Origin of the sequence: Sebaldella sp. S0638, assembly GCF_024158605.1 — a bacterium.
GTDB lineage: Bacteria > Fusobacteriota > Fusobacteriia > Fusobacteriales > Leptotrichiaceae > Sebaldella.
On the sequence record NZ_JAMZGM010000059.1, the window covers coordinates 1 to 24,119 of the forward strand.

Annotated in this window: 26 protein-coding genes; 7 read left to right on the forward strand and 19 right to left on the reverse strand. The window is 34.2% G+C overall.

The window, feature by feature from the left end; all coding sequences use genetic code 11:
• Positions 1 to 116: 116 nt before the first annotated feature.
• From NK213_RS14415 to tyrS, 9 genes are all read right to left on the reverse strand, one after another.
• The gene (locus NK213_RS14415; protein ID WP_253350338.1) at positions 117 to 371 is read right to left on the reverse strand and encodes a hypothetical protein; all 255 of its coding nucleotides are present in this window, start codon (positions 369 to 371) and stop codon (positions 117 to 119) included.
• 25 nt (positions 372 to 396) lie between these two features.
• On the reverse strand, positions 397 to 795 hold the full coding sequence (locus NK213_RS14420) for a hypothetical protein (protein WP_253350339.1): 399 nt from the start codon (positions 793 to 795) through the stop codon (positions 397 to 399).
• Between the two features lie 30 nt (positions 796 to 825).
• Positions 826 to 1,272: a hypothetical protein gene (locus NK213_RS14425; RefSeq protein ID WP_253350340.1), complete on the reverse strand. Its 447-nt coding sequence runs from the start codon at positions 1,270 to 1,272 to the stop codon at positions 826 to 828.
• A gap of 21 nt (positions 1,273 to 1,293) precedes the next feature.
• The gene (locus tag NK213_RS14430; RefSeq protein WP_253350341.1) at positions 1,294 to 1,983 is read right to left on the reverse strand and encodes a hypothetical protein; all 690 of its coding nucleotides are present in this window, start codon (positions 1,981 to 1,983) and stop codon (positions 1,294 to 1,296) included.
• Positions 1,980 to 2,222, reverse strand: a complete 243-nt coding sequence (locus tag NK213_RS14435) for a hypothetical protein (RefSeq protein ID WP_253350342.1) — start codon at positions 2,220 to 2,222, stop codon at positions 1,980 to 1,982. The genes NK213_RS14430 and NK213_RS14435 overlap by 4 nt, the downstream gene beginning before the upstream one ends.
• 52 nt (positions 2,223 to 2,274) lie before the next feature.
• Entirely contained in the window at positions 2,275 to 3,066 is a 792-nt protein-coding gene (locus NK213_RS14440) for a hypothetical protein (RefSeq protein WP_253350343.1), read from the reverse strand.
• 388 nt (positions 3,067 to 3,454) lie between these two features.
• On the reverse strand, positions 3,455 to 4,219 hold the full coding sequence (locus NK213_RS14445; RefSeq protein WP_253350344.1) for a DUF2145 domain-containing protein: 765 nt from the start codon (positions 4,217 to 4,219) through the stop codon (positions 3,455 to 3,457).
• Positions 4,220 to 4,239: 20 nt separating this feature from the next.
• The gene (locus NK213_RS14450) at positions 4,240 to 4,653 is read right to left on the reverse strand and encodes a hypothetical protein (RefSeq protein WP_253350345.1); all 414 of its coding nucleotides are present in this window, start codon (positions 4,651 to 4,653) and stop codon (positions 4,240 to 4,242) included.
• A 19-nt stretch (positions 4,654 to 4,672) separates the two neighbouring features.
• Positions 4,673 to 5,887, reverse strand: coding sequence for a tyrosine--tRNA ligase (gene tyrS, locus NK213_RS14455; protein WP_253350346.1), 1,215 nt, complete (start codon positions 5,885 to 5,887; stop codon positions 4,673 to 4,675).
• A gap of 393 nt (positions 5,888 to 6,280) precedes the next feature.
• Here tyrS and NK213_RS20685 point away from each other — a divergent pair, with 393 nt between their 5' ends.
• The 3 genes from NK213_RS20685 to NK213_RS14470 all read left to right on the forward strand — a co-directional run bounded on the left by NK213_RS20685 (position 6,281) and on the right by NK213_RS14470 (position 10,191).
• Complete coding sequence (locus NK213_RS20685) at positions 6,281 to 7,759, forward strand: NAD(P)H-hydrate dehydratase (protein WP_253350347.1); 1,479 nt, start codon at positions 6,281 to 6,283, stop codon at positions 7,757 to 7,759.
• Between the two features lie 271 nt (positions 7,760 to 8,030).
• The gene (locus NK213_RS14465; RefSeq protein WP_253350348.1) at positions 8,031 to 9,191 is read left to right on the forward strand and encodes an iron-containing alcohol dehydrogenase; all 1,161 of its coding nucleotides are present in this window, start codon (positions 8,031 to 8,033) and stop codon (positions 9,189 to 9,191) included.
• 157 nt (positions 9,192 to 9,348) lie between these two features.
• Positions 9,349 to 10,191, forward strand: a complete 843-nt coding sequence (locus NK213_RS14470) for a MerR family transcriptional regulator (RefSeq protein ID WP_253350349.1) — start codon at positions 9,349 to 9,351, stop codon at positions 10,189 to 10,191.
• An 81-nt stretch (positions 10,192 to 10,272) separates the two neighbouring features.
• Here NK213_RS14470 and NK213_RS14475 read toward each other — a convergent pair whose 3' ends face one another.
• The 3 genes from NK213_RS14475 to truA are packed head-to-tail and all read right to left on the reverse strand — an operon-like array spanning position 10,273 to position 12,147.
• Entirely contained in the window at positions 10,273 to 10,923 is a 651-nt protein-coding gene (locus NK213_RS14475) for a hypothetical protein (RefSeq protein ID WP_253350350.1), read from the reverse strand.
• Positions 10,924 to 10,942: 19 nt separating this feature from the next.
• Positions 10,943 to 11,392, reverse strand: coding sequence for an N-acetyltransferase (locus tag NK213_RS14480; RefSeq protein WP_253350351.1), 450 nt, complete (start codon positions 11,390 to 11,392; stop codon positions 10,943 to 10,945).
• Positions 11,393 to 11,412: 20 nt separating this feature from the next.
• The gene (truA, locus tag NK213_RS14485; protein WP_253350352.1) at positions 11,413 to 12,147 is read right to left on the reverse strand and encodes a tRNA pseudouridine(38-40) synthase TruA; all 735 of its coding nucleotides are present in this window, start codon (positions 12,145 to 12,147) and stop codon (positions 11,413 to 11,415) included.
• A 169-nt stretch (positions 12,148 to 12,316) separates the two neighbouring features.
• Here truA and NK213_RS14490 point away from each other — a divergent pair, with 169 nt between their 5' ends.
• The 3 genes from NK213_RS14490 to NK213_RS14500 all read left to right on the forward strand — a co-directional run bounded on the left by NK213_RS14490 (position 12,317) and on the right by NK213_RS14500 (position 15,433).
• Positions 12,317 to 13,927, forward strand: a complete 1,611-nt coding sequence (locus NK213_RS14490) for an alkaline phosphatase (protein WP_253350353.1) — start codon at positions 12,317 to 12,319, stop codon at positions 13,925 to 13,927.
• Between the two features lie 118 nt (positions 13,928 to 14,045).
• Positions 14,046 to 14,879 carry a MerR family transcriptional regulator gene (locus tag NK213_RS14495; RefSeq protein ID WP_253350354.1) on the forward strand — a complete coding sequence of 278 codons (834 nt, stop codon included), beginning with the start codon at positions 14,046 to 14,048 and terminating at the stop codon, positions 14,877 to 14,879.
• Between the two features lie 77 nt (positions 14,880 to 14,956).
• Positions 14,957 to 15,433, forward strand: coding sequence for an SAM-dependent methyltransferase (locus NK213_RS14500; RefSeq protein ID WP_253350355.1), 477 nt, complete (start codon positions 14,957 to 14,959; stop codon positions 15,431 to 15,433).
• Between the two features lie 365 nt (positions 15,434 to 15,798).
• Here NK213_RS14500 and NK213_RS14505 read toward each other — a convergent pair whose 3' ends face one another.
• The 6 genes from NK213_RS14505 to NK213_RS14530 all read right to left on the reverse strand — a co-directional run bounded on the left by NK213_RS14505 (position 15,799) and on the right by NK213_RS14530 (position 22,531).
• A complete protein-coding gene (locus tag NK213_RS14505) occupies positions 15,799 to 17,199 on the reverse strand; it encodes a PTS transporter subunit EIIC (protein WP_253350356.1) in 1,401 nt (466 codons plus the stop codon).
• Between the two features lie 24 nt (positions 17,200 to 17,223).
• Positions 17,224 to 18,108 (reverse strand): N-acetylmuramic acid 6-phosphate etherase, encoded by an 885-nt coding sequence (murQ, locus tag NK213_RS14510; protein ID WP_253350357.1) that lies wholly within the window; start codon positions 18,106 to 18,108, stop codon positions 17,224 to 17,226.
• A gap of 186 nt (positions 18,109 to 18,294) precedes the next feature.
• Entirely contained in the window at positions 18,295 to 19,731 is a 1,437-nt protein-coding gene (locus NK213_RS14515; RefSeq protein ID WP_253350358.1) for a PTS mannitol transporter subunit IICB, read from the reverse strand.
• 348 nt (positions 19,732 to 20,079) lie between these two features.
• Positions 20,080 to 21,234: a mannitol-1-phosphate 5-dehydrogenase gene (locus tag NK213_RS14520; protein ID WP_253350359.1), complete on the reverse strand. Its 1,155-nt coding sequence runs from the start codon at positions 21,232 to 21,234 to the stop codon at positions 20,080 to 20,082.
• A gap of 32 nt (positions 21,235 to 21,266) precedes the next feature.
• Positions 21,267 to 21,833, reverse strand: coding sequence for a 6-phospho-3-hexuloisomerase (gene hxlB, locus NK213_RS14525; protein WP_253350360.1), 567 nt, complete (start codon positions 21,831 to 21,833; stop codon positions 21,267 to 21,269).
• Entirely contained in the window at positions 21,833 to 22,531 is a 699-nt protein-coding gene (locus tag NK213_RS14530) for a ribulose-phosphate 3-epimerase (RefSeq protein ID WP_253350361.1), read from the reverse strand. The genes hxlB and NK213_RS14530 overlap by 1 nt, the downstream gene beginning before the upstream one ends.
• A 477-nt stretch (positions 22,532 to 23,008) precedes the next feature.
• Here NK213_RS14530 and NK213_RS14535 point away from each other — a divergent pair, with 477 nt between their 5' ends.
• Complete coding sequence (locus NK213_RS14535) at positions 23,009 to 23,311, forward strand: DKNYY domain-containing protein (RefSeq protein ID WP_253350362.1); 303 nt, start codon at positions 23,009 to 23,011, stop codon at positions 23,309 to 23,311.
• Between the two features lie 109 nt (positions 23,312 to 23,420).
• Here the strand turns inward: NK213_RS14535 and NK213_RS14540 are convergent, their stop codons facing one another.
• Complete coding sequence (locus tag NK213_RS14540; protein WP_253350363.1) at positions 23,421 to 23,984, reverse strand: cyclase family protein; 564 nt, start codon at positions 23,982 to 23,984, stop codon at positions 23,421 to 23,423.
• Positions 23,985 to 24,119: the final 135 nt, after the last annotated feature.

Sequence of the window (24,119 nt, forward strand, 5' to 3'; positions counted from 1 at the left end):
TTCATAATAAAGTCCTCCTGTTTTTAGTTTATCATAAAAAGATTTTTTTATTTACAGACTTTTTATCACAGGCTCAACTTAGCAGTCTGTATATTGTTTTTAATTTATTCATATTTTTACTTATTCTTTCCAGAAAATTTTTCAGTTAATTTTTCTAATATTACATATGTGATACTTTTTATGTTTATAAGTATATAAAATAAAAACACCAGAAAAAGAAAACGAAATACCAGTAATTCCAGCGTAAGATAATCACTGTTTCTATGTTTATAATCATTTAGCCATATTCTAAGAATCCAGACTAGATTTATTGATATACAAAACTGAATCAATGCAGTAAAATATCCTGTTATAAATTTCTTATAGTTCATAATTATCCAACCAACTCCCGTCTCTTTAATCCCATGATGTCCATATCCAGACTCCGATCATAACAAACATACTTATCAGTATCAATATGCTTATTAATATAATTCTCAAAAAAACTGTCACTCCTCTGTTAAGCTTGAAATTTGATAAATAATCCATAACATAACTCATAATAAGAAAAAATATTGAAAAAAAACTTCCAAATTTCAAGTGAAAATTTTTGTAATCCATTTGAATTTTAAAAACTATGCAGCTCTCACTTTTTACATCGTATAGTTTATTTAAAACGGATTTTGATAAATTTGATATTTCATTTCCATCATAATATTCATTAAAAATTTTCATACAATATAAAGCCATTAAAATTGAAAATATAAATAATATTACTTTATAAAACTGATATTCTTTAGTTTTAAATTTTCCCATAATTAATCCCTTCAAAAGTCTGTCCTAATCTTAATATATCATGATTTTATCTTTATTCAGTATATTAAAAATTCCGTCTCCAGAGCCAATATAATGAGAAAATATGGTTATATTTATAAAATAAAATGTTAATAACAAAATAAATAACCCTGTTAGCAATAATACAATACTTATTTCTTTGGATTTAGACTTATTTTTATATAAACTCAGAGAAAATGCCGAAGCACATATATAAAAAAATATCTGTATACTTCCAAAACTTTTCATATTTCTTCTTGTTTCCAAATTAGCCGTTATCATCTGTTTTTCAAAATCATCTGTATATTTTTGTCTTTCTATATATACTATTGATTTATTATTTGTATATTTATTTTCAAAATTTCTGATAATATAACGAAAATTAAGAATCCCATAGAAAAAAGCACATCCTATAAATAAAAAAGTATAGATTATGAATATAAAATTTAATTTTTTCATTTTTCCTCCTAATTATAATAGCTATTTTGTCCATTTCAAATTATATCTTTTTATATTCCCTTTATTGTCACGAATAAAATCTATTTCATCTTCTTTTATAGAATATGATTTTCCTACTCTAGAAATAACTGTTTCTTTAAAATACTGTTCTGTTGAATTTGCCACTCTTTCTATTGATCCTCTTTTAAATTGATTGACTACATCTCTCGAATTTCCCCCGAAAAGGTCAAGATCCGCAACTTCAGTTGATAATTTTGTTCTTCTAATACCTTCTGCAAAATATTTTTCATTTGTAGTAGTTATTAAATCAATCCACTTCTGCTCACTAATTTTTTCATTTATATAACCTAACCCTTTATTTAATATAACAATTCCGTCTACACCGCTTGTTTTTTTCACTGCGTTTTTATAATCTACTTCCAAGCCCAAAGCCATCAAATAGTAATAAACATGAGCATAAAGCTCTATTCCGATATCTTCATCTGATCTTTCCCCGAATGAATTTCCGGTTATTATTTTATATATCTCTCTTAAAGCTTTTCCAAAACTGATATTCAACGAAATCCCTTTATTTTCCAAACAATATTTAACAAAATAATATTCATTACAAACTACCTGAATTCTATCTCTTAGAAATCTCGCAAGATAATAGCCGGTATTATTATGTGTATGCGATATAACATACCAGTCCATCCCTCTGTATGTTTTCAAACTTCATCACCTTTTTCAATAAATTTATTTGAAAATTTAAGTATCCACTTTGGAACTGAGATAATTATATAAAAAATCAATGCAGTGAAAAGAAATTTTATTAGAAAAAAAACTTCACCATAGACTCCATTTTTATAATCATTTAGACTTATCCTAAAATCCCATACTAAATTTATAGATAATATAAACTGCAAAATTGCTATTATATAGTCCCGTATTATATTTTTTAGTTTTTTCATATAGCCTGCCTTTCATATAAGTCACCTTTATTAACATATATAATACATTCCGCTATTCTATCTCTATTTTTCTCTCACTATATCTTTTTTGTTTTAATGTCATTGAAAAATGTCCATTCCCGCTTCCTATATCGGAACTTTCATTATAATCCGTAACATACATATCCGGCAGCACATAAGACTTGCTGACTCCTTCTGTAATCACCATTTCCAGAACAATATCCCTGTAATCAGTACTCTCTCCGTAAGACAGCGCCCACTTAGCCAGTTCTTTTGTATTCTCTATATTTTTCTGGTACAGATTTCCTAACCCAAGAGCACTTCCGCCGAATTTTCCCATCATTCCGCTTAATGTGCTTGTAAGCCCGCCTGCAAAAGTACTTCCAAGTACCTGTATCCCCTTGCTGAGCCCGCTTGTCAATTCACTCACTCCTGTAGCCGCAAATCCCGAAAGCATCGAACTCATACTCAAAGGCAGTCCGGATTCATTTTCTTCCACATGTGACAGCAATTTCCCCGATACTCTTACCGTAACATTAGCTTCCGAGCTTGAAGTCTGATTTATCGAATAATCTGATATACTTACATCTACACTTACTATTTCATCAGGACTCAAAATTATTCCTTGCTGCCCTCCCGCTAAAGAGCCTAATCCGGGTATGTTCCCCATCATTCCGCCAAGTCCGCCTGATTTAGGCGTATTTCCACCTGCCACAATTCCTGATGTTGCACCGCTTGGCATCGTTAGTCCCTTTCCACCTGTCAAGCCGCCGCCGGAATTCATTCCTCCCATTCCCGGCATTGAAGTTTCCTGTCTTGGCATAATTGTCATTCTAAATCTCATTTCTGTCTCCTCCTCTTATATTATGTATTAAAAACTATATTTATTATTCCCCGTTCTGCTGAAACTTTCACGGGTTAACTGATTTTAGCCCATGATAAACTTATTTTCTGTTCTTACCCCGCATTGAAACCCTTATTCCCAATTCAAGCCATATCAGCTTTATTTTCAATAATATAATCATTAAATATGAATTATTTAATTTATAATATCATATTCTGTAAAATGTTCATAGTATTTTATAAACACTGATCCATTCTCATTATCTCACGCCAATATGAACTCAATGTGAACTAAAAAAATTTATTTATTTAAATCGGCGAACAATAAAAAAGAGTATACCAAATAACTCAAAATATTTAGTATACTCAAATATATTTTCATATTACATTTATTCTTTTATTTCTATAATAGTGCTTTCGGGTTCCAGCTTCTGCACAAACTGCATCACTGTTTCCGCAGTTGCCACCTCTATCTCATCAGGTTTCTTTCTGTCCTTATGATCATCAAAGTGGACATTTCTCGCCACTAAAGGTCCCAATGTACGCTCCAGCATATTTACCTTGATTTTATGCGGTCTGAATCCGTTTACCTTAGTCCAGTTTATAGCATCTCTTCTTGTCTTTACTTTTTTGCCGGATTTTACATAAACATAAGCTTCCAGTACATATTGTACACAATTCTGATATTTATCAGACCATGCATTGGCATTTATAGAATAGACATTACCTTTGAACTTTTCTATTTCTTTACTCTTTATTGCCTCTTTAAGCTCTGTCTGAGTTTCTGCTGAAGGAATAAGTACAAGGCTGTCATATATAGAAACAGGTGCAAAAAACAAGGCCATTCCATCATCATATGTCCCTAATTCATCTGGATTTTCACAATTTTGAAGCAGATTCGTAACTACCCACTTCCCCTGTTCATCTTTCCATGCAATCCCGAGATGAGTATATGATATCCCGTGATTTTCCTTATTTTTCCTTGCCACAAATCCCAGCTCGGCATTATTGCTTTCCAAAAAATCTATGACTTTTCCTGTAAGATCAAAGACCTTTATCGCTTCTTCCCTTGATTTAGGCTCTGTTTTACATACAGATCCTACAGAAAACAAAGGAATTACGCATACCATAAATAAAAACAATATCCTTTTCAAAATTTTTCTCCTTGATTATTTTATCTTATTCCTCTTTCGCTGAGTCCGCTGTATTTCATATCAGAAGGAACCAGAACTATGGGTCTGTCCAGATTAGAAACAAGTATTCCCACATTGATTTTATCAAGTTCCATTACAGCTTCCGCGTTTAAAGCATACACTTCAAGTCCTTCTTCTGAAAAAATATCCTTTGCCCTTACAGTTTCCCCCTGAGCAACAAGATTATCAAAATATTCATATCTGTCCTTTATTGCATAATATCCGTCATCTGATGAAGCTGACAAAATAGCACTGCTGAAGAAAACATAAGACGATGCCTCCAATACTGCCAGACTGTCCAGTGAAACGTCAAATGAATTGTCATTTACACGAATATCAGCAAATACCTGTGTTCCAAAAATAACTGCTAAAATCAAAATTCCTATTTTTTTCATAAAATCACCTTCTATATTATTATTTTACTTTTACTATTTTTTTCTTCCCTGCTCTTATTATCATTCCTGCCTCAGGTGTAACCCTGTGGTTTATATCCTTTACAGGTTCGTCGTTTATCTTTAGTCCGCCCTGCTGTATAAGCCTTCTTGCCTCACTTGTAGACGGAAGCATATTCAGATGTTTTACAAGTATATCAATAACTCCTGTTTCTGTATAATCCAGTTCTACTTCTGGAAGTTCCACATCAAGGTTCTTTTTACTGAATACATTTTCAAACCATTCTCTGGCTTTTACTCCCTCTTCATTATTATGATATATTGTTACTACTTCCACCCCAAGACGTTTTTTTGCTTCCATAGGATGAAGTGTTCCATTTTCCACATCTGCCTTAATCTTGGCTATATCTTCAAGCGGTATATCTGTTATTATTTCATAATATCTAAACATAAGATCATCAGATATTGACATAATTTTACCAAACATATCATTTGGATTTTCAGTGATACCTATGTAATTATTCAGAGACTTACTCATTTTTTCTACACCGTCAAGTCCTTCAAGAATAGGCAGAAGCATACATATCTGCGGATCCATTCCAAAATTCTTCTGTAAATCTCTTCCTTTTAAAATATTAAATTTTTGTTCTGTAGCCCCTAGTTCCACATCACATTTCATTGCAACAGAGTCATATCCCTGTAAAATAGGATACATAAATTCCACTAAAGATACCGGTTTATTTTCAGCAAGCCTTTTAGCGAAATCTTCTCTTGAAATCATCTGTGCTACTGTAAACTGTGATAACAGCCCCAGAAAATCCTGAAGCGATAATTTTTCCAGCCAGTCGGCATTATACATAACTTCTGTTTTCTCGGCATTAAGTATCAAAAATACCTGTTCAAGATATGTAGTTATGTTTCTTTGTATATCCTCAGGAGTAAGCATTTTTCTTGTCTCCGACTTTCCTGTGGGATCTCCTATTCTTGCAGTAAAAGTTCCTATTAAAAACTGCACTGTATGTCCCAGATCCTGAAACTGCTTTAATTTTCTCAAAGGAACGGCATGTCCTATATGAAGGTCTGTTCCTGTAGGATCTATTCCCAGCTTTATTTTTAAAGGTTTATTCTCTTTCAACGACTTTTCCAGTCTCTGCTTTAATTCAACTTCGTTTATTATCTCTTCACAGCCTCTTTTTAATATATTAAACTGTCTTTCTACTTCATTTTTTATATCCATTTATTTCTTCCTTTCCAGATTTTTGTTCAAATAATTATTTTCAGAATTATATTATTTATAAATCATCCCAAGTATCTGAAAATAAAGGAACAAATAATGGCAACTCCAGGTTCAAAAAAACACTCCTTTTCATAACATTCTCCTATTTCCATGATATTTTCTTACTATTATATCATATTTTTTCTTTTATAAGAACATAGATTTAGTATATTGTATTATTTATATTTTCGAATAAAATGATATTCCGGATCATTGTTCTTCACAAGAAAAAAATAATCAAAATAATTTTCTTATTTTATTATATCATAATATACACTTAATAATTTATTTTTTCAAGTCTTTAAATCAAAAAAGTGCTATAATTAAGTATATTCTTATAAAGAAGGTGATTCTGTGATTTATATAGGCGATAATAAAACAACAGGAGAAATAGACAGTTATTCCATTAATACATTAAATATTCCCGGGATTATACTCATGGAGAATGCTGCGAAAAATTTTGTCAGTTCTCTTAACAGAAGTCTTGACAGCTTTCTTATAATATGCGGCAGAGGCAATAACGGCGGCGACGGCTATGCCATAGCAAGGCAGCTTGTTTCTCTTAATAAACAAGTTTCTGTTTTTTCATGTGAAACTTCTAATATGAGCCGGGATTGTCAAATAAATTATGACATCTGCCGAAATCTCAACATTCCTATGGAAAATAACATCTCCAGGTTAAAGGAACTTCTTGTTTCACATGATACAGTTATTGATGCTGTTTTTGGCACAGGTCTTGATAAAGCCCCGAAAGCACCTTATGACGATATTATAAATCAGATTAACAAATACGGAAAATATGTTATTTCTGTGGATATTCCTTCTGGTATAAACGGTTCCACAGGGGAAACCGGCGGAGTTTTCATTAAAGCCGACGAAACTGTTTCCTTTGTTACATATAAACAGGGGTTTCTTAATTATTCCATTTCAGAATCTCTTGGTAAAATAAAAATAGTAAATATAGGACTTCCTGAATATATTATCAAAAAGTTTTCAAATATATTTCTTATGGATAAAAAATATATAAGTAGCCTGCTTACACCCAGGCTGAAATATTCACACAAAGGAAATTTCGGTCATACTCTTGTAATAGCAGGATCGCAGGGATTCACCGGTGCTGCTTTAATTTCAGCCGGTGCTGCCGTAAAGACCGGTTCAGGTCTCGTTACTCTTGCTGTATTTCCGGAATGTCTGAATATGGTTACTTCTGCTGCTCCTGAAGTCATGACCGCTGACCTTGACGATAAAAAACGTCTTTTGGAACTCCTGACAAAATCAGATTCCATTGCTTTCGGCCCTGGTCTCGGCAATACAGACCGGACACTGGAACTCCTGAAATTCATCCTTGAAAACAGCAACGCCCCCATAGTCCTTGATGCTGACGGCATTAACGCCTTAGCAAAAGATCTATCTTTAATGGAAAAATTAAAAAACAGGTGTATCCTTACTCCTCATTTAGGAGAATTTTCCAGAATATCAGGACTTTCCATAAAAGAAATTTCCAAAGACAGAATTAAAGCTGCAAAGGATTTTGCGGAAAAATATTCTGTAATTTTATTATTAAAGGGTTATAATACAATTATAACAGACGGATGTGATTTTTATGTGAACACTACAGGAAATTCTTCAATGGCTAACGGAGGCATGGGTGACACACTCACAGGTATCACAGCTTCACTTATTTCACAAAAATACACAATTTTTGACTCAGGAAAAATAGGAAGCTTTCTTCACGGATATATCGGGGAGAAGTTAAGTAAAAAAGCATTTATTGTTACCGCAGAAGATATTATTAAAAATATTCCCTTTTATCAGAAAAAATTATTTTTATAATTTCTATAGAAAACAATTTTTGACAAAATATTGCCAACGGTAACTTCGGGTCAAAAAACGCAATCCACCTAAGAACATATTTCCCAGCAATATCTCTGCATTAAATATCAATAATTTCCTGCTGTTTCAAAAAATTCACTTCACATTTTCAGTGAATTTACACGGCTAAAAATATATTATTACTAGAAACCGTGATATAATAAATGTATAAAAACAAAGATCATTTATAAATTTTCATAAATATTCATATTATTAGGTAAAGGAGTGTAAAATGAAAAACTTTAATTTTCATGCCAGAACTGAGATTCTTTTTGGAAAAGGACAAATTGAGGCACTTCCTAAGGCATTGGCACCTTATGGAAAAAAAGTCCTTTTGGTTTACGGGGGAGGAAGTATAAAAAGGAACGGTGTCTATGACAGTGTAATAAGACTTCTTGGAGAAAATAACTTTGAAGTAACTGAACTGTCAGGTGTAGAACCGAATCCGCGTATAGAAACTGTGAGAAAAGGCGTGGAGTTATGCCGTGAGAATCAAATCGAGGTCGTTCTTGCTGTAGGCGGCGGCTCTACTATTGACTGTAGTAAAGTTATCGCCGGCGGGTATTTTTATGACGGTGATGCTTGGGATATTGTACTTGATAAAGAAAAAATAACAAAGGCACTTCCTATTGTCACTGTTCTTACTTTAGCAGCTACAGGATCAGAAATGAATAAGAATGCTGTTATTTCAAAAATGGATACCAATGATAAAATAGGTACTTCTTCACCTGAATTTGTCCCTATGGTGTCTATCTGCGACCCTGCATATATGTATACACTTCCTGCTATTCAGACTGCTGCGGGAACTGCTGATATAATGTCACATATTTTTGAGAATTACTTTAAGTCAGAAGAGGACACATATGTTCAGGATCGTTTTGCAGAAGGTATATTAAGAGCGTGCATTCACTACTGCCCCACAGCAATAGAAAAACCTGATGACTACAGTGCAAGGGCAAATCTGATGTGGTCTTCCACTCTTGCGTTAAACGGACTTACAGGAGTAGGAAAAGGACAGACATGGTCATGCCACCCGATTGAACATGAACTCAGCGCTTACTATGATATTACACACGGAACAGGACTTGCTATTCTTACACCAAGATGGATGCGTTATATTTTGAGCGATAAAACCGTTTCAAAATTCGTAGACTACGGTGTAAATGTATTTGCCCTGAATCCTGATGAAGACCCGTACAAAATTGCCAATAAAGCAATTGATCTTACAGAAGAGTTTTTCAAAAAGATCGGTATACCAATGCAGTTAAGCGAACTTGGAATCGGTACTGAGAAATTTGATGAAATATCACAAAAACTTAACGGGAAATTCAAAGATGCCTATATACCAATGACTCCTCAGGATGTTAAAAAAATACTGGAAATGTGCTTATAGATGAAAAACAGACTGTTAAAACTATTTTTAATACAGTCTGTTTTTCTTTGAGACAGTAAAAATTTTATTATAATAATTTTCTTGACTCTGGTGTAACACAGAAGTTTATAATACCAATATGTAACTGTAACGGAAAATTTTTCAAGGCGGTGATATTATGTTCAAAACAGGTATTTTTTCTAAAATGAGCGGTTTATCCGCAGATACACTTCATCATTATGAAAAAATGAGAATTCTTATACCAGAATATGTTGACGGCGACACTGGTTATCGTTATTATTCAGCTGCACAGCTGCTTACAATTAATAAAATAATTGCTTTAAAAGATGCCGGTTTCTCTCTCAGGGAAATAGCCTCTATTCTAAATAATGAAAATGACAGCTCTTCACTTACTGCTTTACTTGAAGAAAAAGCACTAAACCTTGAAAAAACTCTGGAACAGGAAACGGAAAGGCTGAAACGTCTTTATACCAACATATTTTTAATAAAAAACGGAGGTGTCCCGCTGATGAATGAAATTACAGTCAAGAAAACCGAAGCTGTTCTGGCAGCTTCTTTAAGGAGATCATTTCATAAAGACTTCTTTGATGAAGAACTGGATAAAATGTGGGCTAGTGTTAATGATTCCATTGAAAAACATAAAATTAAGAGAAGTGTGCCGTGTCTGATGATTTACCACAGAGGGTGGTGGGATTTTGCAGATGATGAAAAAGAAGAAAGTAAATTCCTTGATGTGGAAACTGCCGAACCTGTACTTAAAGTATTTGACTCTGATGATGATGTTCAGGTATACAGGCTGCCTGCCGAGGAAAAAATGGCATGTGTTATTCATCAGGGTTCTTTTGAGACTATAGGCGGTACTTTCGAAGCCTTTTTCAAATGGATCAGAGAAAATAATTATACTGTAAACGGCCCGTTGCGGGAAATTTATCATAAAGGTGACTGGGCAACCGATAATCCTGAGGAATATATCACAGAGCTTCAGGTTCCGGTGAAATAACTCTGCTACTGAAATTCAAAATTCAATAAAAAAATCTGGTAGATTAAATTCCACCAGATTTTTTATATAAATATTTCTGATTTAAAACCTATTTTCCTTACGCTTCAACCATAAATCAAAGTTATTTTTTATTTTTTTAAAAGTTTCATTATCTTGATCTTTTTGATATAAATCTTCTGTTATATTATCTAAAAATTCAAACATCACATCTATAAAATATTTTCTGTCAATATATTCTGACCCTTTTTTACAATCATATTCAATTCGTTTCTCTTTATAATCTTCATTGCTCCAGGCAATCTCTATTTTGTCATTTCTTCTGTAAAAACAGACATCTGATATAAGAGACCCACCGGATTCTGCCCTCCATGCATGCCGCCTTATCCAAGTATTCAAACTTCCATACCAAAGATCAAATTCCAAATCATCTTCCCATTCTTTATCATATGCTGTTTCTAATATATCATTTAAATTTTTTTCAGATTGAAAAAGAGGAAACGGATCATGTCCGATTATATACTCCAGATTATCTACCAGCCACTCTGTAACATACATCAGATTCCATTCATATTTTTTTACTTCCCCATTTATTTTTCCTCTGCATAAATCTTTATTTCTCACATAAATTTCAAAAGTTCCCCAGCTATCTGAAAAATATTTTGATTCCTCAAAAGGGTCTTCTGTTAATTCATAGATTAACTGTAATTTGTCTTTTTCTCCAAATTTTTTCATAAATCTCCCGACATATTTCTTAAATATTTAATTCCAGCCTCATATAAAGCCTATCTTCATTCTCACCGTATTCCTCAGTCAAAAGCTCTGCTTTCTCAAAGCCATGCTTCAAATAAAGTTTCACAGCTTTATCGTTCGCAGGATCTACAGTAAGTGTAACAGCTTCTATTCCTGAATTCTTCATTTCCTGTATTACAAAATCAAGTAAAACAGAACCGTAACCTTTTCTTGAAAATTTTTCCTTTGTAAAAAAGCCGTAAATATACGCATCTTTTGTATCAAATGTTCTCATGATTTCTGCTGCAGATACAATTTCTTCATTTTCCAGCAGAACATAGACTTTCCCATATCTTACAAAAGGCATTATTGTCCATCTGCCTATGCCCCCGTCACCAAAAATCAGATCTTCATACTCTGCTATATCATTTATATGCCCCTTCTCAGAAGGGAGAAGTTCTCTTATTTCCATAAAGCCTCCTTTTTTACTATTTAATAATTTACCTTATATAAATACAGCCCTTCTGACGGAGCAAGGATTTTTTCACCGTCAGAATCAGGATTACTAAGTTTATCACATATGTAATCAGGATTTTTCTTTCCAAAATACACAGCCAGCGTACTTCCTATCATTATCCTTACCATTGTTTTCAGGAATGCCTTCCCTTCTATTTCTATAAACAGTCTGTCATCCTTTTCATAACATCTGATATTATTTATCTCTCTTTCTGGATTTTTATTATCTTTATCTTTCTTTCTGAAACTGTCAAAATTATGCCTTCCTATGAACGGTTCCATAATCTTTTGCAGTTTTTCCGGATCGGCTTTCCTCTCCAGTGCTGAAACATAACTGCTTTCAAACGGCGTTATTTCATCTTTAGGCTTCATTACATAAAGATACGTTCTGGTTTTCGCAGAAAATCTCGCATGAAAATCCATATCAGTCTCTTCGGCTCCGGTTATTCTTATTCCGTCAAAAAGAGTTCTGTTCAATATTTTTTTTATAACATCAGGAGAAATATCTTTTTTCATAAAAAAATTAGAAACCTGTCCCAGTGCATGCACACCTTTGTCTGTTCTTCCTGATGAAAGAAGGTTTATTTCCTCGTCAAAACAATTTCTTATTACTTCTTCTATACTTCCCTGCACTGTTTTCCTGTTAACCTGTCTCTGAAATCCTGAAAATTTTGATCCGTCATATTCATAGACTATTTTTATATTTTTCATTTTTTCTCCCTGATTTTATATTACTATGATTTATAAAATATTATAACAATTCAGGCTTTGTTTATCAAGTAATCCTGTTTTTTACAATATTTTTTCACAAAATTCATCTCTATTTTACATTGTCCGGCTATAATAAAACAAATATTTTAAACAGGAGGATATATTAATTATGAAAGTAAAATCATTTATAATACTGACTTTTTTTACTATGTTTACCGGCATTTATACTGTTCCCCTTGAAAAAACGGAAACAGGATTTGCCAAAAATGTTATTATTCTTATTCCTGACGGTATGAGTACCGATGGTGTTACACTTACCAGATGGGTATATAATGACGGAAAACCTTTAAACATGGATGAAATAGCATCCGGACTTGTAAGAACTCATAATTCCGATACCATTATTGCAGATTCTGCTCCGGGTGGAACTGCACTGGCAACAGGACACAAAACACAGGATAAATTAATAGGAATAAAACCTAAAAAGGCTGTTCTTTACGGTTCTGACAAAAATGACGAAAAAGATTATTATTCCCCTGTGGCTTCTGTTTTGGAACTTGCTAAATCAATGGGAAAATCTACAGGAATTATAGCTACTTCAGAAATCATGCATGCTACACCTGCTGATTTTACAGCCCATGCCACACACAGATCGAATTACAACGATATCACAGAACAGCAGGTTTTTCAAAATCTTGATGTGGTTTTCGGCGGCGGAGAATTTTTCCTGAAAGCTGAAAACAGAGAAGATAAAGAAGATATGATTAATGTACTAAAAGAAAATAATTACAAAGTAATAAAAACCAAAAAAGAACTGGATCAGCTGAAAAACGGGAAGGTGTGGGGACTTTTTTCTTCCAAGGATATCCCATATGATATTGACAGGACTACAGAGCCGTCACTGACTGATATGACGAAAAAGGCAATTGAGCTTCTATCTAAGAATGAAAACGGATTTTTTCTTATGGTGGAAGGTTCAAAGGTAGACTGGGCAGCTCATGCCAATTCTCCTGCCGGTCTTATAAGTGAAATCAGATCTTTTGATAATGCTGTCGGTGCTGCCCTGAATTTTGCCAAAAATAACAAAGACACTCTTGTTATTGTTGTAAGCGATCATGGAAACGGCGGAATCACAATCGGCAATCAGGACACAACTGGTAATTACCCTGAAATACCTTTGGAAAACTTCGTTTCTACATTACGTAAAGTCACTTCCACAGAAGAAGCACTTTCCAAAAGAATCGCTGAAAAGCCTGAGAATACCTCTAATCTGATACAAAAATATTTCGGTTTTACACCTTCTAATGAAGAAATACAAAATCTGAAATCTAAAAGCAAGGCTGCTGATATACAAAAAATCCTTGCCGAAATGCTGAATAAAAGATCACACCTCGGGTGGACTACAGGTGGTCATACCGGCGAAGAAGTGGTACTCTATGTTTATGCAGATGATTATAAAAATATTCTTGGAGGTACAGTGCAAAATTCTGATATTGCCCGTTATATGGCAAAAGCCATGGCTGGTGACCTTGATAAGCTGAGCAGTGAATTATTTGTTCCTTCAAAAGATTTTAGTAATTACGGCATAACAGTTTCTACTGATCTTTCTGATAAAAATAACCCAAAATTTATCCTCACAAAAAACAATAATAAATATCTCTTTTTTGAAAACAGAAACTATCTTGAAACTAATAACAAAAAAATCAATTTTAACGGTGTAGTTGTTTATAACGAAGAGGAGCTTTTTATCCCTCTTAATGCACTGAAACTTCTTAATTAGCCATAGCTTTTTTATATAAGCTGTCCGCTTTTAGATATTATTCTAAAAAATCCGGACAGTTTTTTTTATTGAAGTATAGCCTGATACAATATATAATTAAAAAAAATAATTTAGAGAGGTGTATATTTTGTTTAGAATTGGGGAATTTTCCAAACTCACGCAGATTTCAGTAAGGATGCTCAGATACTATGATAAAAACAATCTTTTAAAACCTGAAAAAACTGATCAGTTTACAGGCTACAGATACTACTCTTCCAATCAGATCCGCGATCTTCATAAAATTATTTTCCTAAGAGATCTGGGATATAGTACAGCTGAAATTTCCAATGCACTAAAAAACTGGAACGGTATTTTTATGCGTGAACAAATGGAAAATAAGAAACAGGAAATCGAGAAAAATATCCAGCAGGAAAAATTGAAAGCCTCGAGATTAAACAGGCTTATAAACAGTATTGAAAGTGACAAATTAGAAATAAATTATGATTTCAATATAAAAAAAATACCTGATTTTAAAGTTTTATCATTAAGAAAAACTGTTCCTGATTATTTCCATGAAGGCGCTCTCTGGTCAGAGTTATATGAATTTATTGAAAAAAATAATATAAAACTCTCTGCCAGTCCTTATGATTTTGCAGTTTATCATGATTCTGGGCATAAAGAAAGCAATATTGACATAGAAGTCTGTGCTGTTGTGGAAAAAACAGGTAAAAATCACGGCAGTTTTAATTACAGGGAAGTAAAAGGAACAGATACAATGGCATGTACTATGGTTTTCGGCCCTTATGAAAAAATAGCGTCTGCTTTTCTTGGATTTGTAAACTGGATTTCCGAACAGCCTGAATACAGAATGTCTGGTAAAAACAGACAGGTCTGCCACCGCGGCTCATGGAATGAAAATGATCCGTCAGGCTATCTTACAGAAATTCAGATTCCTCTTAAAAAAAATTTTTGATTTTATCTGAAATTTGTTGACTCTCACATGGTGGCAGGGTTTAAAATACTGATAATTCAAATAAGGAGGTAATTATAATGAAACAATTTTATGTTAATCCCGTGGGGAAAATTATCAGTAATGAAAGCGGGTTTTTTGTACAAATAGATGAAAAGTATATTCCTGCACTAAAAGAACTAGGCAGTTTTAGTCATGTGAATATCATCTGGTGGGCTGATAAATGTGATTCAGAAGAATTCAGAAATACTCTTACTACAGAACAGCCTTATAAAAACTCTCCCTCTGCTATGGGAATTTTTGCCACACGTTCCCCTGTAAGACCTAATCCTATTGCTGTGAGTGTCGCACAGATTATACATACTGATTATGAGAAAGGGATTATTCAAATAAGTTATACAGATGCTGAGAATAATACGCCTGTTCTCGATCTGAAACCATACACACCAAGTATCGAGAGGGTGGAAAGCTTCATATCTCCGGAATGGTGCAGACACTGGCCGGAAAGCATGGAAAAATCCGGGGAATTTAACTGGGAAGATGAGTTTAATTTTTAACTGTACATTATTTTTCGTAAGACAGAATATTTAATATGTTGATTTTTTGCAGATTTTTACTTTGTTATTCAGAATATCAGGGTAAAAATCTGCTGATATTCTAACCTGATATTATTTCCAAAATCCAAACATAATAAAAGAGGCCCATCGCTGAGCCTCATGAAGGAGTTTTATGAAGAAAAATTTCTTTCTTTTCTTATGTAAACATTCTAACCTTATTTTCTTAGTAATTCCTTTATTTAATCTTTTAATTGAGTTTGTTTGTGATTTTACTGGTTTTTTTATCTTAAAAAAAAATAAATTCCCTGTTAAAACACCTTTTTTTAATTTTTTCCATACTCTAACCCTGTACAATCAATAAACTTTTAATCTTCCAGTCTTTCCAGCATCTTTTCATTATAACCAAAAAGATAAGTCAGGATAAATCCTCCCAGATATGAAGCAATCAAGGCTGCCAAAATCCATACTATAGCTCTTTTATCATTCGCAACAGTAAGAAGCATTAATCCCGAAGGCCCTATTACCGTACTTCCTATATTTTTCCCTGCTGCCAGTACCGCACCGCCGAAACCTGCACCCAGACATGCTGTGATAAAAGGATAAAACAACGGCAGAGAAACACCGTATATCAATGGTTCCCCTATTCCCAGAAAGCCTGCGGGAAGCGCTGAACTTATTAATTCTTTCAGTCTTTTATCTTTAGTTTTCATAAGTACCGCTATTGCTGAACCTACCTGCCCTGCTCCCGCCATTCCCAGTATTGGAAATAAAACCGTGTATCCATAATCCTGAATCAGCTGTACATGTACAGGTGTAAGTCCCTGATGAAGCCCTAACATAACCAGAGGAAGGAAAGATGCTGCCATCACATATCCGCCTATTATTCCACCCTTATTCAGCATTACATCCAGAAGTATAAAAGTTATCCCTTTCATGATTACTGCAGCTACAGGCATTACTATTGCTATTGTTACTGCTCCGCCGATAAGTATAGTCAATACAGGAATTATAAACAGATCCAGCGAGGCCGGAACTATTTTTCTAAGGTTCTTTTCAATAAATGCAAAAACGAACGCCGCGAAGATAACACCCAAAACTCCGCCGAGATTAGGTGAAAGCTTAATAAATCCGTTAAATAAAGTAAGCGGATTATCAGGCTGACCCGCCAAAGCAGGCATAACTATCATTGCCCCGGCTATTGCTCCTAAAACAGGTGTTCCTCCGAATTCTTTACCTGCATTATACCCTACCAGTACATTCAGAGACCCTAACAAAAGCCCGCCCATTGCTACCAAAAGCATAAACCACGGATTAGTAACTATTCCTTTGTCAAGAAAGCCCCAGACTCTTGTAATGGCAAGCACAAGACCTGTCCCCACGAATCCGGGAATCAAAGGTATAAAGATATTACCTATATGCTTCAATCCTTTTTGAAATGAAGTTTTTTGTTTTGATTTCACTTTTTCTTTTGTTTTTGCCTCAAGATTATCAAGATTTTCATTTATTTCAGAACTTCCTGACATCCCTGTCACTTCGCTGAATGCCTCTCTCAGCCTCTGCGCATGACCTACACCCACTATTATCTGTGTTTGTTCCCCCGGCACCACACCAAGCACGCCTTTTAATTCCTTTATCTTTCCGGCATTTACCATATCCGGATTTTTCACATTTATACGCAGTCTTGTCATACAGTTTGTGAAGCTATTTATATTTCCTGTTCCTCCTAAGTCTCCAAGAATCTCTTTTGAAAGATTTTTGTAATCCATCATTTCCTCCTTTTAGTATTCGATTTATTTTATGGCTTCTCTTACAAAGCCTTCAGCTTTTTCCAGTCTCTGTACAGCTTCTTCATAACCGCATCCTGCAAGTATCATTACTATAGCAGTTTTCACATGCCATTTTGCGGCAACAAGTGTTTTTTCAGCTTCTTCATATGATGCTCCCGTGGCTTCCATTACAATTCTTTTTGCTCTTTCCACAAGTTTTTCATTTGTCGCTCTTACATCTACCATTAAATTCCCGTATACTTTACCTACACCAACCATAGAAGCTGTCGAAATCATATTCAGTATCATTTTTTGCGCGCTTCCTGCCTTTAGTCTTGTAGACCCCGTAAGCACCTCAGGGCCGCAGTCTACCTCAATTGCCACATCAGCATATTTTGAAATCTCGGCATTTTTATTACAGCTGACTGCTACAGTAGCTGCACCGATTCCATGTGCATACTCCAGCCCGCCTATAACATACGGTGTTCTCCCACTTGCTGCTATTCCTACTATAATATCATTATTTCTGATATTCAGCTCTTTCAGTTCCTTTTCTGCGAGTTCTTTTGAATCCTCGGCACCTTCTATTGCTTTTATGAAGGCACTTTCTCCCCCGGCTATTATTCCCTGAACTTCATCAGTAGTCCCGAAAGTAGGTGAACATTCCACAGCATCTAGGACACCCAGTCTTCCGCTTGTACCGGCTCCCATATAAATAAGGCGTCCTCCTTTTTTCAGATTTTTTATTATTGTCTTTACAGCTTCTTCCACATCAGGAAGTGTTTCCTTCACAGCTTCCGCTACTTTTCCGTCCTCTTCGTTCATTATCCGCAGAAATTCCCCCGGAGTCATCTGATCCAGATTCTGTGTTTTCGGGTTTCTTTTTTCAGTCATTAGATTTTCAAGCATATTATCTCCCTTTCTATACATTATAATATTAATTTTTATTGTAATATATTATACCGCATTGTTAGATTTTTTCAATTTCAAACCTCAAAAATGAAAAAAATTTTCAAAAATAGAAATCTGTAATTAAAAAAAGCCGCATCAATATTTTTGACACGGCATTGTTTCTTTTATTTATAAAATCCGTTTTTATTTCTTTTTACTTTCTTTTATATCTTCCAAAAGCTCCTCAATATTCGGATCATTCAAGTAGTTGGTAATCGCGATTATCTTTTTATCCTTATGAGACATTTCTGTTCTACCCACAAGATTTTTATGCACTACTATAACATCTGAATCCTCGGGAATATTTTCTATACTGTAATTATTTACTATAATATCATCAATATTTTCCTTTTGAAGTTTTTTCTTAAAAGTAGCTGCTCCGAAAGCACTGCTTCCCATACCTGCATCACATGCGAAAGCAACTTTTTTTACATTCAGAGTCACTGCTTTATCTTTATTCAAAAGCTCTTTTCCTTCTGCCTTCATAGCTTTTGATTTTGCTACAGACTCCTCAAAAGTGTCAGTTTCCTCATCTTTACTCTTATCAAGCTTTAGTATAAATGAAGTAACAAAAAATGAAACAACCGCGGCTACCAGTACCCCTGCTATTACACCCACAAAGTTCCCGCGCGGAGTAAGTGCAAGATAAGCAAATATTGATCCCGGACTAGGCCCTGCTACAAGTCCCACTCCAAAAAGCTGAAAAGTTGCTATCCCTGACATTCCTCCCAGAATCATCGCAATAATTGTAAGAGGTTTCATTAATACATAAGGGAAGTATAGTTCGTGTATTCCTCCGAAAAAGTGGATAATTATTGCACCCGGTGCTGTCCTCTTAGCAGATTTTTTCCCAAATACAGAATATGCCAGCAGAAGACCAAGCCCCGGCCCCGGATTAGAAGCCACCATAAAGTAGATTGACTTTCCTGCCTGAAGCGTATCCTGCATTCCCAAAGGATAATAAATACCTTGATCTATTACGTTATTCAGGAATAATACTTTTGCCGGTTCATTTATTAATGACAGCAAAGGCAAAAATCCAGTGGCTACCAGTGCCTTTATTGCAATAGTAACAAAATTATTGGCACCTTCTATAGTAGGCCCTATTACTATGAACGAAAACATCATTAATATAAAACCGAGAATTCCTATGGAAAAGTTATTTACTATCATTTCAAATCCACTTGGTATTTTTCCGTCTATAGCATTGTCAAATTTTTTGATTATCCATCCTCCAAGAGGCCCGACTATCATCGCCCCCAAAAACATAGGTATTTCTGCACCTATAATAAGACCGAATGCACCAAGAGCACCCATTACCGCTCCTCTTTGACCGGCTACCATCTTTCCGCCTGTATAAGCTAAAAGTACCGGAAGCAGATATTTGATAACAGGCCCGACTAAAACTGCAAACTTTTCGCTTGGAAACCATCCTGTAGGTATGAATAAAGCCGTTAATATCCCCCAGGCTATAAAAGCCCCTATATTAGGTAAAACCATATTAGTCAAAAATCCACCAAAAGCCTGAACTTTTGCACGTGCCGAAGCATTTTGACCAGAAAAACCAGCATCGATATTCATTTTATTCCTCCTTATTTTTACATTTAATTTTCTTTCTGCAGGTTTTCTGACCTGACAGATAAATTAAGAGAAATGATATTTCAATGTACTAAGATACCACTTAAAAGATTTATTTCATAATTTTTTATGTTTTCTGTCATAACTTTATCCCTGTTCTCTTCTTCTGTTTCTCTTTATTAATCTTTTCCGGATACTTTTATATGTTTTTCCCTCTAAAAACTGCTTAATCTTATATCCTCCAGATTTTATGAAATTAATTTTTTGGCACTAAAATAAACATTATTTCTCTAAAATAATTTATAATAAACTGCTGCTTTGGCATGCAGAATAATTATTATTTTTTGTCCTTTATTTTGATAATCTGATAATTTCATAATTTTTCGCAATTATGTCTGTTAATTCCTCATTCTGCAGCTGTGTAAAATGTTTTACCGCTTCTTTTATCCCGTACAGCTTTATGTAATCTTGTATTTCCACAGATTCTTCATCTTCAGGGTTATAAAAACAGAAAGCCAGTGCTATTGCCTTAGTAATAAAGACAACAGGCAGTCCCATATCATAGAGTTTTCTTGCAGGTGCCGTGAGCCGTTCATCATATCCTACTTTTCTCACAGGAGACCTTCCCACACGGAATACACTGTCGCTTATACTTGTATTCCCATGCCGTTTCAGTGTTTTTTCTATATATGCATTCATCTCTTCACCAGATATACCATACTCTTTTATGAGATATTCCGCATTTTCCTTCATGGTGTTTCTTACAAAATCTTGGATCTCTTCTCTTGCGAGTGCTTCCTGTACAGTCTTGCATCCCGCGGCAAAGCCTGCATATGCTGCTGTCGCATGTCCGGCATTTACACAGTAAAGTTTTCTTTCTATGTAAGGTTTCATATACTCCACATAAACTGCACCTTTTATTTTCAGTGTTTTCCCGCTTAATATCTCTGATTTATTTATAACCCACTCATAATACGGCTCTACCACTGCTATATCTATCCCGTCGAAATTTTCGGATAAAGCCTGTCTGTCTATTGCCGAATTCGGGAAACCTGTATTTTCCTCTATTATACCCGCTTCTTCTGCTGAAACCAGATTTAAAATTTCCTTTTTCAATATTGATGAGGCATTTATAGCGTTTTCATTGGCTATAATATCTATCCTGTCCTTTTTCATCCCGGCTCTTTTAAGCAGACCCTTTGTAAGAAGCGGTGCTATACGCGGCAGGTTATTTACTCCTGTTGATGTAGTAATAATATCTGCCTCTGTTATTTTTTTTATGATTTCCTCTTCCTGTGTAAGGCTGTTTAATGCTGTAACAGGTGATATTTTCCTGATATTTTCCACTCCGTCAAGTATTTTCATCATATAATATTTATCATCATTGAGCCTGTTTACCACATCACTGTTTACATCCACAAAACAAACTTCAAAATCTGATTCGCTTAAGAGGCACCCTATAAAACCTCTCCCTATATTCCCTGCTCCAAAATGTACTGCATTCATATTAGACTCCTTATCTCACAGACTTTGCTGTATTATTCCAGATTTGCATGATACTGCCAGAGTGACTTCATATCCATATTCTTTTCTCTGATAATCATCAAGGCAAGTGTATCGCCCAAAAGAAGCAGACTTTGTTCAAAAAGGCTTGTCATTGGCTGTACAGACGGCACTTCATTTGGCAGATTCAGCTTTGTGCTTACCGGTATTCTTACGAAAATATCTGTGTTAGCTTTCATAGAACTATTAGGATTTGACCCTATATGTGCTACCTGTGCATTCAGACTTTTTGCCTTTTTGGCTATAATCAGCGGGAAGGCACTCTCTCCGCTTCCTGACCCTACTATTAAAAGGTCTTTTTCTGTTATTGCTGGTTCTGTTATCTGACCCACCACATATGTTTTTATTCCAAGATGTGCAAGTCTTTTGGCTATGGCTTCCAGTGACAAAAGCACTCTTCCTACTCCCACAAAAAATACTTTCTCAGCTTTCTGAATACCTTCCAGAAGTTTTTCCACTTCTGTTTCTTCTACCTGTCCGAGAGTAACTGTCAGTTCCTCTGTGATTAGTTTCTGCACTTCCATATAATCTGATTTAACCATTAAAAATTACCTCCTTTCAATCCTTCACTTATACTTATATCTAAAAGTTTTTTATTTTCACTGATTGTTTTTCCCGGAATGAAAAGACTTGTACTTCCCACCACAAGACTGTCAGCACCTGCGCTTACAAGCTTTGGAATTGTCTCCAGAGAAACACGTCCGTCTACCTGAATTTTTACATCTAAATTATTTTTTTTGATTAATTCATAAAGATCCTTTACTTTCTTATCTGCATAACTTACCTGCTTTTCACTTTTATCAGTGGCAAAACCGGGATTAATAAGCATCAGCAGTACACTGTCACACTGCGGCAGTATATATTCCAATACTGACAGTGATGTAGCAGGATTCAAAGCTATCCCTACTTTAGCCCCGCTTTTTTTTACGAGATTTATAAGACGGTCTGTGTGAAAGCTGCTTTCATAGTGAAATGTGATGCTTTCTGCACCTATATCCACCATTTCATTTATAAATAATTCGTTATTCATTGACATAATATGCACATCAAATTCCATATTTGTTATTTTTCTTATTTTTTTTACTGTATCAATTCCAAGCGGCATACTCGGACTGAATAATCCGTCAATAAGGTCTATATGCAGAGAGTCTACTCCTATTGCTTCCAGTTCCTTTATACTATTTTCCAGATTTACAAGGTCTGCACACATTACAGACGGTGATATTGCTATTTTTTTCATTTTGATCCTCCTTTGCTTCGATACACTTATTATATCCTGTTTTTATTTTTTGTCAAGCACAAACACGCAAAATAAATTATAAATATGCATATTTATAATTGTATACACGCAAAAATATGCCGAATTTTCTTTGTTTTATTATTTTTTTCAATAATAAAAAATTTTTTTTATAGAAAGATATAAATATATTAAAGCAAAATATCAGTGTAAATCTCCCTGCTGCGTTATTTTATCCATTGAATATTTTCTGCATAATTTCCTGTATAAATTTTCAGCTCCATTGCCTGAAAAACAAAGACTTGAAACAACATCCGCATAAACCTGTAATTTATCAGCAGAAGAACTCAATCTTTTATACATCGACTCATTTATTTTACTTAAAAATATTAATCTTTCTAATTTTCATACACTCTTTTAAGTTTTTGCATGTTTGCGCGCGTTTAAATATTTTATACTGCATTTTTTCTTGATTTATATATGTTTGTATTTGAATTTCCTAGTGATAAAATTGAAGATACCGATGTTAATTCATTTGAGGTTATTGACGACTGGTATTCGAGAGATAAAAGTTTTGTTTTTTATGAAGGGAAAAAAATAAATAATTGTGATATTGAGAGTTTTTCTATTTTTAATGCCTGGTTTTCAAAGGATAAAAATAATGTTTATTTTGAAAACACTATTCTTGAAGATGCTGATTTAGAGACTTTTCGGATTGATGATACTATGAATAACACTGCTGGTGATAAAAACTATTTATATATAATTGATCTTGACAGTTAGAGAGGCTTTCTAACAAATAACATAAAAAATAAAAACAGGAAGTAAAACTGCCGCTTCCTGTTTTTTGTAAAATATTTGCTAAAAATAAGTAAAGTATTCCCGAGAAACTTTAAATCTCCCCTACTACTCTGCAAGGAAGCCCGCTCATACCTCCAAAATTCACCGGATAAGTATTTACCACAAAAAATTCATGTTTTTTCCCATTTAAAACCTTATCAAGATTACAAAGATTTTCTATTATAAATACTCCTCTGTCTGCACAATACTGATCTTTTGGAGTATGCTCCGCACCTCGTCTTACACCTGCGAAATCTATCCCGATTATAGAAACCTTTTTATCCAAAAGCAAATCTATAAGTTCATTTGATAATTCCGGATGCTCTGTGAAATATTTTTTTGTGCCGTATCCCTCGTCTTCTATAAATCCTGTATAAAATGCCACAAACATGTTTTCTTTCACAAGAGACATATCAATATCCCCGGAAAGTATTTCCCTGTCTTTCATCTCCCTTACATTAAATACCAGTCCTTCTCTTTTTACGAATTCAAGGGGAAACTCTTTATTCATCACATCAAAATGAGTTCCCAAGTGACCGAAAGATACCATTTTTTCATTATCCAGTGCATTGCCGGACGCTGCCTTACTTACCTTCACACTTAAATCCACTAACATTTACTAACCTCCTTGTATAATATGTTTGTAGTTAAAAAAGCTAAATTAACTACTTAAAATTGTACTTATGTCAATAATGTGGACACATTTATCTTGTCTATTATGAAATTTTTTTCAAATATTCTTTAGGAGATA

Excerpts from the sequence above, each read along its gene's own strand:
- NK213_RS14415 (WP_253350338.1), bottom strand. The coding sequence starts at position 371 with ATGAACTATAAGAAATTTATAACAGGATATTTTACTGCATTGATTCAG.
- NK213_RS14420 (WP_253350339.1), bottom strand. The coding sequence starts at position 795 with ATGGGAAAATTTAAAACTAAAGAATATCAGTTTTATAAAGTAATATTA.
- NK213_RS14425 (WP_253350340.1), bottom strand. The coding sequence starts at position 1,272 with ATGAAAAAATTAAATTTTATATTCATAATCTATACTTTTTTATTTATA.
- NK213_RS14435 (WP_253350342.1), bottom strand. The coding sequence starts at position 2,222 with ATGAAAAAACTAAAAAATATAATACGGGACTATATAATAGCAATTTTG.
- NK213_RS14440 (WP_253350343.1), bottom strand. The coding sequence starts at position 3,066 with ATGAGATTTAGAATGACAATTATGCCAAGACAGGAAACTTCAATGCCG.
- NK213_RS14450 (WP_253350345.1), bottom strand. The coding sequence starts at position 4,653 with ATGAAAAAAATAGGAATTTTGATTTTAGCAGTTATTTTTGGAACACAG.
- tyrS (WP_253350346.1), bottom strand. The coding sequence starts at position 5,887 with ATGGATATAAAAAATGAAGTAGAAAGACAGTTTAATATATTAAAAAGA.
- NK213_RS14465 (WP_253350348.1), top strand. The coding sequence starts at position 8,031 with ATGAAAAACTTTAATTTTCATGCCAGAACTGAGATTCTTTTTGGAAAA.
- NK213_RS14470 (WP_253350349.1), top strand. The coding sequence starts at position 9,349 with ATGTTCAAAACAGGTATTTTTTCTAAAATGAGCGGTTTATCCGCAGAT.
- NK213_RS14475 (WP_253350350.1), bottom strand. The coding sequence starts at position 10,923 with ATGAAAAAATTTGGAGAAAAAGACAAATTACAGTTAATCTATGAATTA.
- NK213_RS14480 (WP_253350351.1), bottom strand. The coding sequence starts at position 11,392 with ATGGAAATAAGAGAACTTCTCCCTTCTGAGAAGGGGCATATAAATGAT.
- truA (WP_253350352.1), bottom strand. The coding sequence starts at position 12,147 with ATGAAAAATATAAAAATAGTCTATGAATATGACGGATCAAAATTTTCA.
- NK213_RS14490 (WP_253350353.1), top strand. The coding sequence starts at position 12,317 with ATGAAAGTAAAATCATTTATAATACTGACTTTTTTTACTATGTTTACC.
- NK213_RS14500 (WP_253350355.1), top strand. The coding sequence starts at position 14,957 with ATGAAACAATTTTATGTTAATCCCGTGGGGAAAATTATCAGTAATGAA.
- NK213_RS14505 (WP_253350356.1), bottom strand. The coding sequence starts at position 17,199 with ATGGATTACAAAAATCTTTCAAAAGAGATTCTTGGAGACTTAGGAGGA.
- murQ (WP_253350357.1), bottom strand. The coding sequence starts at position 18,108 with ATGCTTGAAAATCTAATGACTGAAAAAAGAAACCCGAAAACACAGAAT.
- NK213_RS14515 (WP_253350358.1), bottom strand. The coding sequence starts at position 19,731 with ATGAATATCGATGCTGGTTTTTCTGGTCAAAATGCTTCGGCACGTGCA.
- NK213_RS14520 (WP_253350359.1), bottom strand. The coding sequence starts at position 21,234 with ATGAATGCAGTACATTTTGGAGCAGGGAATATAGGGAGAGGTTTTATA.
- hxlB (WP_253350360.1), bottom strand. The coding sequence starts at position 21,833 with ATGGTTAAATCAGATTATATGGAAGTGCAGAAACTAATCACAGAGGAA.
- NK213_RS14530 (WP_253350361.1), bottom strand. The coding sequence starts at position 22,531 with ATGAAAAAAATAGCAATATCACCGTCTGTAATGTGTGCAGACCTTGTA.
- NK213_RS14535 (WP_253350362.1), top strand. The coding sequence starts at position 23,009 with ATGTTTGTATTTGAATTTCCTAGTGATAAAATTGAAGATACCGATGTT.
- NK213_RS14540 (WP_253350363.1), bottom strand. The coding sequence starts at position 23,984 with ATGTTAGTGGATTTAAGTGTGAAGGTAAGTAAGGCAGCGTCCGGCAAT.